This window comes from Arthrobacter sp. GCM10027362, from assembly GCF_042679445.1.
GTDB lineage: Bacteria > Actinomycetota > Actinomycetes > Actinomycetales > Micrococcaceae > Crystallibacter.
In genome coordinates this window covers 1-14,222 of the sequence record NZ_JBHTML010000102.1, presented here as the reverse complement: position 1 = coordinate 14,222, position 14,222 = coordinate 1, and the positions used below count along the sequence as shown (strand labels likewise).

14 protein-coding genes and 2 pseudogenes are annotated in these 14,222 nt (G+C 63.1%); 2 read left to right on the top strand and 14 right to left on the bottom strand.

Annotation, left to right across the window (positions count from 1 at the left end; translation table 11 throughout):
• The 13 genes and pseudogenes from ACFQ36_RS14305 to ACFQ36_RS14245 form a co-directional block, all read right to left on the bottom strand.
• Nucleotides 1–77 (bottom strand): NAD(P)-binding domain-containing protein (locus tag ACFQ36_RS14305; protein ID WP_377014693.1); only part of this gene is annotated, 77 nt, incomplete at its 3' end.
• Between the two features lie 32 nt (nucleotides 78–109).
• A complete protein-coding gene (locus ACFQ36_RS14300; protein WP_377014687.1) occupies nucleotides 110–631 on the bottom strand; it encodes a gluconokinase in 522 nt (173 codons plus the stop codon).
• 265 nt (nucleotides 632–896) lie between these two features.
• A complete protein-coding gene (locus ACFQ36_RS14295) occupies nucleotides 897–1,649 on the bottom strand; it encodes an SDR family oxidoreductase (protein ID WP_377014685.1) in 753 nt (250 codons plus the stop codon).
• A gap of 66 nt (nucleotides 1,650–1,715) precedes the next feature.
• Nucleotides 1,716–3,056 (bottom strand): MFS transporter, encoded by a 1,341-nt coding sequence (locus ACFQ36_RS14290; protein ID WP_377014683.1) that lies wholly within the window; start codon nucleotides 3,054–3,056, stop codon nucleotides 1,716–1,718.
• Between the two features lie 50 nt (nucleotides 3,057–3,106).
• Nucleotides 3,107–4,120 (bottom strand): biotin-dependent carboxyltransferase family protein, encoded by a 1,014-nt coding sequence (locus ACFQ36_RS14285; protein ID WP_377014681.1) that lies wholly within the window; start codon nucleotides 4,118–4,120, stop codon nucleotides 3,107–3,109.
• Entirely contained in the window at nucleotides 4,117–4,839 is a 723-nt protein-coding gene (locus ACFQ36_RS14280) for an allophanate hydrolase subunit 1 (protein WP_377014679.1), read from the bottom strand. The genes ACFQ36_RS14285 and ACFQ36_RS14280 overlap by 4 nt, the downstream gene beginning before the upstream one ends.
• Before the next feature lies 1 nt (nucleotide 4,840).
• Nucleotides 4,841–5,629 carry a LamB/YcsF family protein gene (locus tag ACFQ36_RS14275; protein WP_377014677.1) on the bottom strand — a complete coding sequence of 263 codons (789 nt, stop codon included), beginning with the start codon at nucleotides 5,627–5,629 and terminating at the stop codon, nucleotides 4,841–4,843.
• 262 nt (nucleotides 5,630–5,891) lie between these two features.
• Nucleotides 5,892–6,227: an ABC transporter permease gene (locus tag ACFQ36_RS14270; RefSeq protein WP_377014676.1), complete on the bottom strand. Its 336-nt coding sequence runs from the start codon at nucleotides 6,225–6,227 to the stop codon at nucleotides 5,892–5,894.
• Entirely contained in the window at nucleotides 6,227–6,607 is a 381-nt protein-coding gene (locus ACFQ36_RS14265; protein ID WP_377014674.1) for an ABC transporter permease, read from the bottom strand. The genes ACFQ36_RS14270 and ACFQ36_RS14265 overlap by 1 nt, the downstream gene beginning before the upstream one ends.
• Before the next feature lie 98 nt (nucleotides 6,608–6,705).
• Entirely contained in the window at nucleotides 6,706–7,629 is a 924-nt protein-coding gene (locus tag ACFQ36_RS14260; protein WP_377014672.1) for an ABC transporter permease, read from the bottom strand.
• Nucleotides 7,626–8,111 (bottom strand): TOBE domain-containing protein, encoded by a 486-nt coding sequence (locus ACFQ36_RS14255; RefSeq protein ID WP_377014691.1) that lies wholly within the window; start codon nucleotides 8,109–8,111, stop codon nucleotides 7,626–7,628. The genes ACFQ36_RS14260 and ACFQ36_RS14255 overlap by 4 nt, the downstream gene beginning before the upstream one ends.
• 84 nt (nucleotides 8,112–8,195) lie before the next feature.
• A pseudogene (locus tag ACFQ36_RS14250) lies at nucleotides 8,196–8,545 on the bottom strand (ABC transporter ATP-binding protein); the annotation flags it as partial.
• 297 nt (nucleotides 8,546–8,842) lie between these two features.
• Nucleotides 8,843–9,750: pseudogene (locus tag ACFQ36_RS14245) on the bottom strand (ABC transporter substrate-binding protein); the annotation flags it as partial.
• Nucleotides 9,751–10,048: 298 nt separating this feature from the next.
• On the opposite strand from ACFQ36_RS14245, the gene ACFQ36_RS14240 reads away from it, so the two are divergent.
• Both ACFQ36_RS14240 and ACFQ36_RS14235 read left to right on the top strand, forming a co-directional pair.
• Nucleotides 10,049–10,972, top strand: coding sequence for a LysR substrate-binding domain-containing protein (locus tag ACFQ36_RS14240; RefSeq protein WP_377014670.1), 924 nt, complete (start codon nucleotides 10,049–10,051; stop codon nucleotides 10,970–10,972).
• A gap of 578 nt (nucleotides 10,973–11,550) precedes the next feature.
• Nucleotides 11,551–12,606, top strand: coding sequence for a D-2-hydroxyacid dehydrogenase (locus ACFQ36_RS14235; protein ID WP_377014668.1), 1,056 nt, complete (start codon nucleotides 11,551–11,553; stop codon nucleotides 12,604–12,606).
• A gap of 238 nt (nucleotides 12,607–12,844) precedes the next feature.
• On the opposite strand, the gene ACFQ36_RS14230 is transcribed toward ACFQ36_RS14235, so the two are convergent.
• On the bottom strand, nucleotides 12,845–13,642 hold the full coding sequence (locus ACFQ36_RS14230; RefSeq protein ID WP_377014689.1) for an IclR family transcriptional regulator: 798 nt from the start codon (nucleotides 13,640–13,642) through the stop codon (nucleotides 12,845–12,847).
• Between the last annotated feature and the right edge of the window lie 580 nt (nucleotides 13,643–14,222).

Sequence of the window (14,222 nt, the reverse complement as noted above, 5' to 3'; positions counted from 1 at the left end):
TAGCCGTTGCGGGCGAAGTTGCGGGCCAGGTTGGCACCCATCACGGCCAGTCCGGTCACACCGATTTGTGCGGTCATCTTTTCTCCGTTGTTTTGGGGATAATGAGGGATTACTTCGTTGGGCTTTGCAGTTCCGACAGGACCTGGATGACCATGGCTTGTGGCGTTCCGCTGACGTCGATGACGACGGATGTTTCGTCGGGATGCAGGGGCTCGAGTGTATGCAGCTGGGAGTCCAGCAGGGTGGCGGGCATGTACTCGTGCCTGCGCTGCCCGAGGCGCTCTGCGATCGTATCTCTGTGTCCGGTTAGATGGATGAAGACCAGATCGGGAGCATGCCTGCGCAGCAGGTCTCGATAGCTTCGCTTCAGGGCCGAGCAGGCGACGATTGCTGTCTCTTCTGCTGCCGTGCGCTCCTTAATGTATGCCCCGATCAGGTGCAGCCATGGCCGCCGGTCGTCGTCATTGAGGGGCTGGCCGGCGCGCATTTTCTCCTTGTTAGCCGCCGGGTGCAGGTCGTCGCTGTCTATGAAGGGTACGCCGAGAGCTTCGCCCAGCCGCGTTCCGAGCGTAGTCTTGCCGGAACCGGAGACACCCATGACGATCATCGGGGGGAGCTGTCTGTTGTTCATAATCACTCCATCGTGCCGTTACCGGTACGGGGTTGGGTGAGGGAACGGTTCCTTGGCGGCAGGCGGCCTGGAGCCGTAAGCATGATTTATATGAGGAAGGCTGTGCGGCAGATCTCGCGGTCCCTCGGATACGGTGGCCAAGAGCGCTGAAGCCAGGCTTCCGTAACGGAGGCTGCCAGCCCCGTCACCGCGGCCGGCAGCCCCTCTTGCCGACGGTGGGAGGTCAGTGCCCCCGCCGGACCCGGTTGTGCTTGCGCACAGGCTGTTACTGGCGGCGGTCGAAGGTCAGTCCGCCCGGAACCTGGAAGGTCGGCATGATCTCGAGCATCCCGATGTTGACGTGCCGGGGCGTCTCGAGGGCATAGTCCAGCGCATTGACGATGTCGTCTGTGGTGAGGGATTCATAGCCTTCGTAGTACGTCTTCCAGGCTTCTTCCATTGCCTCGGGTGTACCGCCCATGTTGCGGCCGAAAATCTCGGTTTCGACCCGTCCCGGGCAGATCTCGGTGACACGGATCCGCTTCCCGACCGTGTCGTTGCGCAGCTGGCGGGAGATCTGGTGCACGGCGGCCTTGGTGGCGTGGTACGCCGTATGTCCGTAGAAGTTGTACACGCCTGCGATCGAGCTGATATTGACCACGTGGCCGCAGTCCCGTTCCACCATGCCCGGCAGCACCAGGCGGGTGAGCTGGAGCAGCCCGCGCAGGTTGACGTCGACGATTTCGTCGAGGTCCTGCTCGGAGGAGTCAAGGATGTTTCCCGGGCGGGAGACGCCGGCACAGTTGATCAGGACATCGACTTCGAGTCCGCCCACGGCAGCTGTCAGCGCCGCGGTATCCGTCACATCCACCACGTGGGGGACGGCGCCGGTGCGCTCGGCGAGTTCCTTCAGGCGCTTCTCGTTGCGGGCCAGGGCGTGGACCGACAGGCCCCGCTTGGCCAGGCATTCGACGATGGCCTCTCCCATGCCGGTCGATGCGCCGGTCACGAGGGCAGTCTTGTAGTCAGAATAGGACAATTGAGTCTCCGATGTGCGGTGGGTGGAAAGGGGCCGCTGCTGCACGGGCCCTGGCTGCTGCTGGTGCTAGGCGTCGCGGAGCGGTTCGTGGGCCCGGTCCTTGACCGTGCTGACGGCCGCCAGGGTTCCAAGCGCCGTGATCACGGCGTAGAAAGCCGGCATGTAGATGTTTCCGGTCGTGCTGATGAGCCACGTCATCAGCAGCGGGGCGGTGCCGCCGAAGAGTGCCGAGGAGATGTTGTAGCCCAGCCCGTAGGCGGAATAGCGGACGCGGGTGGGGAACAGTTCGACGATGAGGATATGGATCACGGCCGTGTGCCCGGCAAAGACGATGGCCATGATGGAGGCCCCGAGGATGGCCAGGCCCATGTTCCCGGTGGCAATCAGCGCATAGGCGGGAATTCCCACCAAGGCCATGGCAAGGGCAGAGCCTGCAATGACTTTCTTGCGGCCCAGGCGATCGGACAGGGCACCCATGAACGGGATGGCCACGCAGATGACCACCAGGCTGCAGGCCGTGACGAGCAGGGCCTCGCCGATGCTGAAGTTCAGCCGCTCGCCCTTAAGGAAGGTGGGCATGTAGGAGAAGAGGACGTAGTAGCCGGATCCGTTCATGAGCGGGATGAAAAGCGCCAGCAGCATGGCGCGCCGGTGCTCGGGGGACTGGAAGGCCTCCTTGAGCGGGTTCTTGGCCAGCCCGCCCTCTTTCTTGAGCTTCTCGAAATTCGGGGTGTCGCTGATGGCCTTGCGGATGTACCAGCCAATGACGCCCATCGGGATGGCTACGAGGAAGGGAATCCGCCAAGCGAAGGAACCGAAGCCGCCGCCGTCAATGGCGGTCTGGGTCAGCCACGGGGACATGGAGTAGGCAACAAGCGTTCCGGTCAGCAGCGCAGCGAATGAGGCGATCTGCGCGAAGGAGGTGATGAGGCCGCGCTTTCCTGCCGGCGCGTGTTCGGCCAGGAAGGTCATGGCACCGGCGGCTTCGCCGCCGACGGAGAATCCCTGCAGGAGCCGCAGGAACACCAGAAGGATGGGGGCCACGATGCCAATGGCGGCATAGGGCGGCAGGAGGCCGACGCCGGCTGTCGCAACGCTGATCAGCAGAATGACGAAGACAAGGAGCTTCTGCCTGCCGATCCGGTCGCCCAGGTAGCCGCAGACTATGGCGCCGAGCGGACGGACAAAGAACGAGACTGCATAGCCGGCAAAGACGAAAAGCAATGCGTTGTCGGGGTTGCCCGGCGCGAGGAAAACCAGGGCCAGGGTTCCTGCCATGAAGGCGAAAATGCCGTTGTCGTAGAGCTCTACGAAGATGCCGACGCAGCCTGCGGTAACGACCTTGCGTGTCTGTCGTCCCGAGAGATGCTCGTGCTGCGGGGGTGCAGCGGCGGTGCTTGGGGTCATGACTTTCCTTACTTTAGAGCGTAGCGACGCCTGATGTGTTTGTGGGCGGTTCAGCCGCATGCCGCGGCCGGCAGGTCTTGCCAGCGGGGCCGGCCTCCAACGCCCAGAAGGTTGAAGACGGTGGCGACGGATTCCCGGAGCTGGTCGAGCTGCTGCATGGACCGGCGGTAGGCGGCAGTTGCTTCTGCCACCGTTGTTCTCCGGAAGCGGATCTTGTCGCCGGGCCGGGCCTGGGCGAGCATGTCGAGGCCCAGGCTGCTGGCGACGGCGAGGACGGGGTATCCGGCGGTCACCCCGCGCCCCCGGTGCAGTACCAGCAGCTCCTCCCGGGAGGGTACTTCGACGGCTCCTACCGGAACGCCGCGGGAGAGCACTTCGCCCGACGAGGTTCTCTCCGGCAGCTCGCCTCCCAGCCGCAGCCCGATGTGGTTGCTCCTGGCACTCACCGTGTATTCGGAGTTGAAGAGGAGCTGTGCGGATTCGCCGAATTCGTCGAAGTCCGGACCGTCAGTGACATCGACAAGCAGGTCCGATCCCATGAACGGCCTTTCCACGGCGAGGCGGAAAAGCGGCAGGTCGAAGTAGGGTTGCCGGATGGGGCCGACGGTACGGCCGGTTGTGAGGACCATCCCCTGGCGCAACTGCAGGCCGAAACCGACGACGGTGTCCGGCGAGCAGGAGCCCAGCAGCTGCGGGGCCTGCACGGATCCGTGGATGGCCAGGTAGGCCCGCAGGCCCTTATGGATGCCCCGGATGGCGACGGTTTCACCCTCGCTGACCGATATCGGCTCCCACTGGGGGCAGATGCGCCCGTCCACAGTCAGGGTAAGCGGGGCCCCCGTGACAGCAATCAGGATGTCGGATGCAGCGGTCATTCTGAAGTCAAGGGCGGTGACTTCCAGCAGCGGGGCGCCGTCGCCGTTGCCGGCCAGGATGTTGGCGGCCCTGGCCGAGTACTGGTCCAGGGCGCCGTTGACGGGCAAGCCGTAGCGCGGGCCCCGGAACCTGCCCAGATCGGTGACGACGGAACTTCCAGGCTGCTGGATGACAATCTGTCCGCTCATGGCCGTGCTTCCAATGTCTTACCCGCGTAGTCCTCGAACTGATCTGCTGAAATCGGCCGGAAGCGGATCACGTCCCCCGGCCCGTAAGGCACGAGGGGCTCCCGGCCGGTGTCGAGGACTTTCAGGGGCGTCTGCCCGATGACGCACCAGCCGCCCGGAGCAGCGGCGGGGGCAATGACAGCCTGGCGCCCGGCGACCGAGACGGCACCTGCCGGGACACTGATCCGCGGATTCTTCAGGCGCGGGACCGGGTGCGGGAATGCCGGGCCGTCCATCATCGGGGACCCTGCCGGGGCACCCAGGCAGCGGACGACATACGTCTTGGCCGAGTGCAGGCGGATGACTTCCTCTGCAGATATGCCCTGGTGCGCCGCCACCGCGTCAAGATCCGGGCCGTAGCTGCCCCCGTAGACGACGGGGACATCGAACTCACGGCGGGTATTGTCGCCCACCGGAAAGGCTTCCAGCTGCCGCAGGCCCAGCTGGACGAACGCGCGGATTTGACGGGCCGAGGCAACGAGAGGGTCGAATTCCACGAGCACGGAGTCGTAGGTCGGCACGGCGCCGTGCAGGCCCTCGGCTCCGCAACCGTCCAGCCACCCGGCGAGCCGGTGCACCGTGGTCCAGTTCTGCTCACCGTCGCTGGAAACGGCGACGACGCGCAGGGCAGCGTCGCCCGACTCGTGGATCTCAACTGGGGAACATGTTGGCGCGGGCATCTCAGGCCACCTTCTGCTTTTCGGCCAGGACCTCGCCCAGCGGGGCAATCCGGACGCCGGCAGCCGTGAGTTCGCTGCGGATAAGCCTGGCAAGCTCAACGGCTCCGGGGTTGTCCCCGTGCAGCAGAACGGTGTCCGCCGCGATGTCAATATCGGCACCGGAGACGGTGCTGATCACTCCCTCGCAAACCATCCGGACAGTGCGTTCAACGATCTCGCGAGGATCGTGCAGGACGGCTCCGGGCTGGGCGCGCGGCACGAGGGTGCCATCCTCCTGGTAGGCACGGTCGGCAATCCCTACCAGGCCAACACGGAGCCCGCGGGACCTGGCAGCCTTCGCCAGCTCACCTTCCTGGGCAACGACAATAAGGCTGTCATCGACACCGGCGGCAGCGTCCGCAACGGCGGCGGCATAGTCGCCGCGGGTGGCCACGAGATTGCCCAGCCTGCCGTGGGGAGCGATGTGGGAAACGCGTGTGCCGTGGACGGCCGCAAAGGCCGACAGTGCCCCCAGCTGGTAGAGGACGTCAGTGCGGACCTCATCTGCGCTCAGGTCCATGGTTCGCCGTCCGAAGCCCCTGAGGTCCGGGAAGCTGGGATGGGCACCGATTCCGACTCCGCGCCGGACGCATTCGGCCACGGTCGCATCCATAATGTCCGGATCCCCCGCGTGGAACCCGCATGCAATATTGGCGCTCGAGACAATCTCCAGCAGATCACGGTCATTGCCTAACGTGTAGGTGCCGAATCCTTCCCCGAGATCTGCGACGAGATCAATTGTCGGGCTCACATGCTTCTCTTTTCGTGCGTGCGGACGGATTTTGTTCAAGGGCTTCAGTCCCGGCCGGAAGTGCCTTGCTGGATGAATTTCGGCGACGTGCCGGTTTTGCAATTCCGAGGCTCTCCTCGATCTTCCATATGAAATTCTTCCACCGCCGGCGGGCCGGGCACAAAGACCAATCGACTATCCCGGGATAACCCCGTGTTATGACCTCCGGCACACTGAAGCGCCGCCGGCCCAGGGGACCGGCGGCGCTTCAGTGTGCCGTTGCTCAGCGCAGGGCCTTCCTCAGGCCCATGACACGCTCCACGATGACCACCACTGCCAGCGAAATCAGGATGAGGATCACTGACAGGGCCGCCACTGCGGCATCGGCGGAGTTTTCGATATAGCGGAGAACCTGTACCGGAAGGGTCGGCAGTCCCGACTCGGCTACAAACAGCGAGATCACCGCCTCGTCAAAGGACACGATGAACGCAATAACGCCTCCGGCGATCACCCCGGGTTGGATGATCGGCAGCGTCACGCGCCGGAATACCGTCCAGGATCCGGCGCCCAGGATCCGGGCGGCCGCTTCGCAGGACGTGTCGCTGGTAGCGAGGCTCATCAGCGTCGTTCTGACGACAAAGGGAAAGGTGATGGCCACGTGGCCAATGACAATGCCCGCGTAGGTGTTGGTCCGCCGCGGGGGGCGAACAGCAGGACCAGGCCCAGGGCGAGAACGATGCTCGGGATGAGCAGCGGAGACAGGAAGAAGGACTGTATTGCGCCCTTGACCCTGAACTCGAACCTGTCCAGCGCCAGCGCGGCCGGCACCCCGAGGACCAACACGATCAGTGTCACGATGGCGGCAACGATCAGGCTGACCTTCATGCCGTTCATGAAGGTGCTCTCGGCAGGACGCAATTCATACCACTTGAGGGTGAATCCCTCGGGCGGGAATGAGAGGTATTGGTTCGAGGCGAAAGAAATAATGAACACAATCAACAGCGGCGCCAGCAGGAAAACATACAGCAGGAATACGAGGATTCCGAATGCAGGCTTTCAGGCTTTGAATTTTGGTTTGAATGGGTGCGCCTCGCTTATCAGGAGCCTCCGATTTTCTTCGTGATGCGCTGGTAGACGGCGACGATTGCCCCGAAGAGAACCAGCAGGATGACGGACAGGGCGGCCGCGAACGGCCAGTTGAGCAGTCCGGCCGTCTGGTCGTAGATCTCGGTGGCGAGCACCTGGACGCTGCCGCCACCGAGAAGCCGTGGCGTAATGAAGGTGCTGATGGACAGGACGAAGACCATTAGGAAGGCGGTCAGAATGCCCGGCAGGCTCAGCGGCAGTGTCACCTTCGTGAAAATCTTGAACTTGCTGGCGCCCAAGGAACCAGCTGCTTCCTCCAGCTGCGGGCTGAGCCGGCCGAACCCGGAAATCATGGCCAGGATGGCATAGGGCATGAAGATCTCCACCAAACCGATGGTTACACCGGTCATGTTGTTGGTGAGCTTGAGTGCAACATCTATCAAGCCCAGACCCTGCAGGGACGAATTGACCAAACCGTTCGTGCCCAGGATCACCATCCATCCGTAAGTGGGCACCACCGCCGAGGTCAGCAGCGGAGCGATGGCGATGGCGATCAGCAGCCCCTTGAACCTGCTGGTGGTCCGTGCGAGGAACAAGGCGATGGGGTAGGAAATCAGCACGCAGAGAATGCCTACGACGACCCCCATCCGGAAGGTGTCCCGTGTGATGCGCCAGTAGTAGTGGTCGGTCAGCGGTTGGATGTAAGTGTCCAACGTGAACGTCTCGATTATGACGCCATCGGGAGCGCCCGCGTTGAAAGACATCCTGACCATGTATGCCAGCGGCAGGACGAAGCTCATCAGAAGGCCGAGGAGTGCAAGCAACAGAAGCGCAATATACGTGCGGCGGTCACGTGCCGCCTTGGCCTTCTCCAGTTCTCCGAGGGTGTGGCCCGAGCGAACTGCCTGCAGCTGCTGGGTCTGCGTGGCACTCATGTGGCCGGCCCCTTGGACGTGCCGGGGATGATGTAGGCGTCGGCAGCCTGCCAGGACAGATAGGCGGTGTCGCCGGGACGCGGCATGTCCGCGTTTGACGTAGTGAGCTGGGCGTGGAGGACCCGTTCCCTGGCACGGATGGCAATGCCCAGCGAGTCCCCTGTGTAGCTGACGCGCTCGATTGTTCCGGCAACGGAGTCTTCCCCGGCCGGGGAGCGGAGTGAGACCCGCAGTCGGTGCGGGCGGATGACCAGTTCATGCGTAGTCCCGGCAAGGCCCGGATGGCCTACTGCCTCGTACCGGCCCAGGCCTTCCACGTCCACTTTGTAGTAGCGTTCACCGTCAGCCGCAGGGCCGTTTTCCGCCAGAACATTCGCCGTGAGGAAGTTGGCCTGACCGATGAAGTTGGCCACGAAGCGGGTATTCGGCCGTTCGTAGACCTCCGTTGGTGATCCGAACTGTTCGATGAGTCCGCCGTTCATCACCGCGATGCGGTCTGCCATGTCCAGCGCTTCGTCCTGGAGCAGCAGCGTCGGTTCGACAACGAGCGCCCGTGCCAGCGCGATGCGCTGCTGCTGGCCTCCCGAGAGTTCCTTGACTTTCCTTTTTGTCAGGTGCCCGAGCTGGACCATCTCCAGGGCGCCGGCCACGCGCTTTGCCTGCTCCCTGGCGGGCACTTTCCGCATCTGGAGGCCGAAGGCCACGTTCTGGGCCACGTCCATGTGGGGAAAGAGCGCATAGGACTGGAAAACCACACCCATGCCCCGCTTGTTCACGGGTGTGTGATGTCCTTGCCGTCCACAATGATGGAGCCGGCGGTCGGATCCATCAGCCCCGCGACCATTCTCAGCGTGGTGGTCTTGCCACAGCCTGACGGGCCGAGCAGTGCCACGAGGTGGCCCTCCTCGACGCTCATGTTGAGGCGGTCAACAGTCGGTTCAAGGCCCGGGGCGTATCGTTTGGTGAGGTCGACAATCGACAACTTTTTGGAATTCACGGTGTTAGTTCTCCTGCGGCGGACGCGGTGAAAGGCGGGAGGTCAGTCGGTGATGATCTGGCGCTTCCAGATGTTGGTCCACTCGTCACGTACCGACGCCAGGAAAGAGACATCCAGCGGCAGGATGTTGAGCGAACCGTCGGTGGGAACCACCCGCGCTTTAACATCGGCCGGAAGGTCGGCGTTATCCACGGTCGGGGCGTAGAACAGCGCCTTGGCAAATGCCGTCTGGGCTTCAGCGGAGAGGGCGTAATCAATGAACGTCTGGGCCGCCGCGGAATGGGGGGCGTCCTTGATCAGGTTGACGGTGTTGATCTGATAGACCCTACCTTCCTGGGGAAAGTGACACCGATCTTCTTGTTGGTCTGGTCGCTGTAGTACTGGCCCCTGGCATTTTGGCCAAGACCCAGAACGGTCTCTCCCGCGATGATGTTCTGGTGCTCGTCGGGATTGGGGGAAAACGTCTGGACAGCAGGAGCGAGCTCCTTGAGCCTTGCAGCAGCAGCGTCGATTCCCTTCGTGTAATCCTCGCCCTGCATTTCGGTGGTGATGGCCGTCAGCGACACTCCGAGCAGGGACGGAGGGGCAACGACATTGATCTTCCCGGCATGGGACGGATCCCACAGAACGTTCCAGCTCTCGGGAGCCTCGGGGAACGTGGCCCTATCATAAATAAGGCCCACCGCATTGACCATGACGGCAGGACCATAGCCGTCCTTGTTCCTGAACTCTTCGGCGACATTGCCGAGGTTCGGAACCGCGGCCGAGTCCACCTTCTCAAAGAGTCCCTGGCTGTTGCCGCTCTCGGAAACGGAACTGTCCATAATGGCCACATCCGTGGCCGGATTGTTCTTCTGCCCTTGCAGCGCGCTCAGCATCTCCGCGGACGAGCGCTTCGACACGTAGTTGATCTTGATGTCCGGGTACTTGGCCTGGAACGGCTCGATAACTGCCGCCGTGTACTGGTCCTGCCAAACCTCCGAGTAGGCAATGAGGTTTACTTCGCCCGAGGTTGCCGAACCGGCCGCCTGGGAGCCCTGCCCGCTGGCGCAGCCGGAAAGGCCAAGAACCGATGCCGTCAAGGCTGCAGTGGCCGCAATTCCATACCTGAGGGAGAATCTCATAAGGCGCTCTTTTCTGAATGAACGGACCGGCTAATCCGCCGGAAGGGCCTCGTATTGTTGGCCCGGGAATCTTCAAAATGGCTGGGTGACTATTGCGTCCGGATTTTCGCCTACTGCTGGACTGGGGTTCCCATTCAGAAGACCTTTGGATCTCGACCTACTGGAACTACCCATGCAGTAGTGTCCAGGACCTCAAAATTATCGAGGAGACCCCCGTCACACAGAGACAGGCTTTGTGTCCCTACATAGAATTTTGTTATGACAGGCCGTACTGTGTGGGTCGGGAAAGGTGGAGGCCATGGACACGCGAAAGCTTGCATACTTCGTGAAGATCGTCGATGCAGGGAGCATCACGAAGGCTGCCACCGCACTCCATGTGGCACAGCCGGCACTGAGCCAGCAGGTTTCGGCCCTGGAGAAAGACCTCAAGCAGAGGCTGCTCATCCGCAGCAAACAGGGCGTGGAGCCCACCGCCGCGGGCCATACCCTGTACCGCCATGCACAGTCGATTCTTCGCCTGGTCGAACAGGCGCGGCAGGACGTGGCGGCGTCGGGTGCTGCCCCGTCCGGACACGTGTCCATTGCGATAGCCCCCTACAGCATGGCTTCGAGCCTGGCACCCAGGATCATCAGGGAGGTGGGCCGCAAGTATCCGGACATCGTCCTGCACCTGACGGAAATTTTCGGTGGGGTCCTCAGCGAATCGATCAAGAACGGCAAACTCGACATGGCCCTGATCTACGAACCGGGAGCGATCCGCGGTGTTCGGTTCACAACCATGATCGTGGAGGACCTGCACCTGGTCACCAACCCCGACGTCCAGATCGGCGACGGGGAGACGGTCACGTTGAAGGAAGCGGCCTCGCTGGGCCTGTTCCTCCCGGAGCGGATCCACACACTCCGCCAGATTGTCGAGAAGGGCTTTCAGGACTGTGGTCTGAAGCTGAAGCTCGTGGGAGAGGTGGAGTCCACTCCCTCCCTGCTCCGCCTGATCAGGGAGAACCTGGGGGCAACGTTTCTGCCTAAGTCAGCGGCCGACGCGCTCTTCCCGAACGAAGACTTCAAGGTGCTCAGGGTCGTTGAACCTGCCTTGCAGAGCAAGATCGCCCTGTGCACGCCCGATCACGAACCGCTCTCGGAAGCCGCTTCGGCAGTGCTCATCCTGATGCGGGAGATGATCCAGGACCAGCTGGTCACCCAGTACGGAACCGGTCCGGCATAGCCCCGCCGCACCGACGGTATCCATAGATTTGGCTTATCGTGCCAACCGACTTTGGTCTTATTCAAGGCTCAGCCTAATGCCTACCATCGAAGTATCGAATCAATCCGCAGTTCCACCCCCGCGGTGACGGCAGAAGGAAAGCCCAAGTGGAAAAAACCAGACAATCGAGTTGGCGCCTGAATGATTCGCGGGGGCCCCGCACTGCGCGAACAGGATTCCATTGTCCCGTGAATGGGCTTTGGCGGCCTGCCGGTTCTGATGCAGAACCCTTGTTTATTTTTGAGGGAAGCCTAATGCCGACCTACGCCGGCGGCAGCGCTGAGTGGACACTGGTGGATCCAGGGAACAGGTCTACTCCGGCAGCCACGTAGCAGCAAGTGGATGACCGGCGAGGGCAGCTTGGCGCAGTAAGGCGCCCTCCCCGGTTATCCACCCCATATGCGGGTTCAGCTGCTGCCAGAGCGGTTCCAGGTGCGTACTACCTTCCGGCCGGTGCCGTTCCTTCCCCGTCACCCGCTATCTCCATCATTGGAGAAAAGTTGTTCACTATATTTTCCACTATTCACTATGATGGACAAATGATTATAGATTCACTGACCGTGGCCATTGCAGTCCCACTCGAAGCCGAGCATGTGGACCGGATACGGGAGGTCGACCCCGGCATCAACGTCATCTACGAGCCCGACCTCCTGCCGCCCGAGCGCTTCCCGGCCGACCACACCGGCGACCCGGCCTTCCGCCGCACTGCGGAGCAGGAGGAACTCTACTGGAAGCTGCTGAATTCCGCAGACATCCTCTACGGCTTCCCGAACGAGTCCGCCGCCGGATTCGCCCGCACCGTCGCGGAGAATCCCCGCCTGCGCTGGGTGCATGCCATGGCTGCCGGCGCCGGTGGTGCGGTGAAGGCCTCGGGTGTCTCCCGTGAGGACCTCGAGCGAGTGGCCGTGACGACCTCCTCGGGCGTTCATGCCCTGCCCCTGGCCGAGTTCGCCATCATGGGCGTGCTCAACGGTTTCAAGCGCACCGCTGAAATGGCGCGGGACCAGCAGGCCCGGCACTGGCCTGAACTGCGCACCCCGACACGGCTGGCCGCCGGCTCCCGCCTGGTAGTGGCCGGCCTGGGTGAAATCGGCCTCGAGACGGCCCGGCTGGCACGCGCCCTCGGCATGAGCGTCTGCGGAACCAAGCGCAGCACCGGGCCGATCGAGGGCATCGAGCGGGTCGCCAAAAGCGAGGCCCTGCCCGAGCTCGTCTCCAGCGCCGACGCCCTGGTTAACACCCTGCCCGGCACCCCCTACACGGACAAGCTCATTGGTCGCGCGGTATTCGACGCCATGCGGCCGGGGACCGTTCTGGTGAACGTGGGCCGTGGAACGGTCGTGGACGAGGAAGCCCTCCTGGAGGCCCTGGAGTCCGGCCAGGTCGGATACGCCTGCCTGGACGTCTTCGCTGTGGAACCCCTGCCAGCTGACAGCGCTCTCTGGAGCCACCCCCGCGTCATGGTCTCCCCGCACACCTCGGCTCTAAGCCGTGACGAAAACCGCCTCATCGCCGAGCGTTTCCGGGACAACCTAAGGCGTTTCCTCGCCGGCGAGGACCTGCCGCACCGTGTGGATCCGGTCCACTTCTACTGAGTCCACCCCTGAGGACAACAGGGCGCCTGCCGGGGTGCCCTGTTGTCCTCCTCAATGCCATACGTGTTCGCTGCGTGCCACCCGCCGGACGCCAGAGGGTGGCACGCGTTGAGCGTTCGGGGCCGGAGCCTTCGTTGAGGCGGCGAGGTTGCGGCCGCAGGTCTCGTGGATCGCGGTATCGATCACAGCCGAGGCATCCATAGCTGTTTGAACAGTTATCAGCCTCACCATCCCCTGGTCAGCCCATAGGATTGCCCACTGCCCGCGCGAGCTCCCTAAGTTCCCGCACCATGGACTCCTGCTGTTCCTTGGTGAAAGTGGCCTTCAGGGCCGTCACCGAGACACCGAGGTTGGGGCCGTGCGCGCCCCGCGTGGGTACAGGGACGGCCAGGCACACCACGCCGACCGTGGACTCCTCGTCCTCGAAGGCATAACCCTCGGACTGGATCCGGCGCAGCTGTTCCTTCAACTCCCGGCCCGTGCGGATCGAGTTGGGCGTCATGACGGGCAGCTCTGCCTCATCGGGGAACATCTCGGCCCAATCGTGCTCGTGCAGACGCGCCAGCAGTGCCTTGCCGACGGCACAAAGCGATGCGGGCATCTTGTCGCCGATGTTTGATGTCAGACGCACGGCAGGATGTCCCTCGTAGCGCGCCAAGTAGATAACATGATCCCCGTCCAGCATGGCAATTCGCACGGTCTCGTGCGAGAGCGTGGGAGCCTCCTCGCAGAAGCGGTAGAACTCCTGGACCTCATCCCGCCGGCTCAGATAGGCGGCCCCCAGCTCCACAAGCTTGCGCCCCAGGGAAAAATCGGACCCCTGCCGTGTAATAAGCCGAGCGTCCTCGAGCGCCTGCAGCAGGTTCGAGGTGGAGGACTTAGGAATGCCCAGGGCCCGCGCAAGGTCGCTCAGCGTGGCGCGGCCGTTTGGGGAAGCGGCAAGGACATCAAGGACGGCTGCCGCCCGGGTCACAGCCGGGGCGGGCGAGGATGTCTGGACAGACCCCCCTGAGGTGGCAGCCAGGTTGGAGGCCATCATGCTCCCTTGCTCGGGTTCAAGGTACTGAACATCAACCATACTGACTCTCCTATAGAAGGTTTGAAAACCGCTTAGGGCAGGGCCCGGATCAGCCCATTCAGCTGCGCGACGCACGGAAGAGGCAGCCCCGGTCTTCGCAGGTTGCGATGACCGCCGCCGTGCCGGGCTTGGGGTGGGTAGTGAGCTAGTAGGACTTGGGGCTGCCCGTCGGATCGGCCCATGCTGATAGCAGCGTACCCATCCAATTTCGGCCTATACGCCAGGATGGAAGCAGTCATCGCCCTCGGCCTGCTGAATGGTTCGTACACGCGGTGTCTGAGGCCTTGGCAGGCGCGGACAAACTACCCCGCCGTAAGGATTCATCTGGGACCAGTCCGCTGTCATGCAGGAGGGCCGGCAACTGAGTTATGAGCTTCGCCGTCGCTATGTTGCCGTGCGTCAGGAAAGCGGTTGCTTCCTCTCGCTCGTTTCGGACATCCGCGAGATGTGTGATCAGCCGAGCAGGCCCTCGGTAATGACCTCGCCAAATACTTCGTCCGGGTCCAGCCGGCGCAGTTCCTCGGCCAGGCACTCGGCC

What these genes read in the sequence shown, in the direction of transcription:
- ACFQ36_RS14300 (WP_377014687.1), bottom strand. Translation starts at nt 631, where the DNA reads ATGAACAACAGACAGCTCCCCCCGATGATCGTCATGGGTGTCTCCGGT.
- ACFQ36_RS14285 (WP_377014681.1), bottom strand. Translation starts at nt 4,120, where the DNA reads ATGAGCGGACAGATTGTCATCCAGCAGCCTGGAAGTTCCGTCGTCACC.
- ACFQ36_RS14270 (WP_377014676.1), bottom strand. Translation starts at nt 6,227, where the DNA reads ATGAGCCTCGCTACCAGCGACACGTCCTGCGAAGCGGCCGCCCGGATC.
- ACFQ36_RS14280 (WP_377014679.1), bottom strand. Translation starts at nt 4,839, where the DNA reads ATGCCCGCGCCAACATGTTCCCCAGTTGAGATCCACGAGTCGGGCGAC.
- ACFQ36_RS14235 (WP_377014668.1), top strand. Translation starts at nt 11,551, where the DNA reads ATGATTATAGATTCACTGACCGTGGCCATTGCAGTCCCACTCGAAGCC.
- ACFQ36_RS14255 (WP_377014691.1), bottom strand. Translation starts at nt 8,111, where the DNA reads ATGAACGGCGGACTCATCGAACAGTTCGGATCACCAACGGAGGTCTAC.
- ACFQ36_RS14290 (WP_377014683.1), bottom strand. Translation starts at nt 3,056, where the DNA reads ATGACCCCAAGCACCGCCGCTGCACCCCCGCAGCACGAGCATCTCTCG.
- ACFQ36_RS14240 (WP_377014670.1), top strand. Translation starts at nt 10,049, where the DNA reads ATGGACACGCGAAAGCTTGCATACTTCGTGAAGATCGTCGATGCAGGG.
- ACFQ36_RS14230 (WP_377014689.1), bottom strand. Translation starts at nt 13,642, where the DNA reads ATGGCCTCCAACCTGGCTGCCACCTCAGGGGGGTCTGTCCAGACATCC.
- ACFQ36_RS14260 (WP_377014672.1), bottom strand. Translation starts at nt 7,629, where the DNA reads ATGAGTGCCACGCAGACCCAGCAGCTGCAGGCAGTTCGCTCGGGCCAC.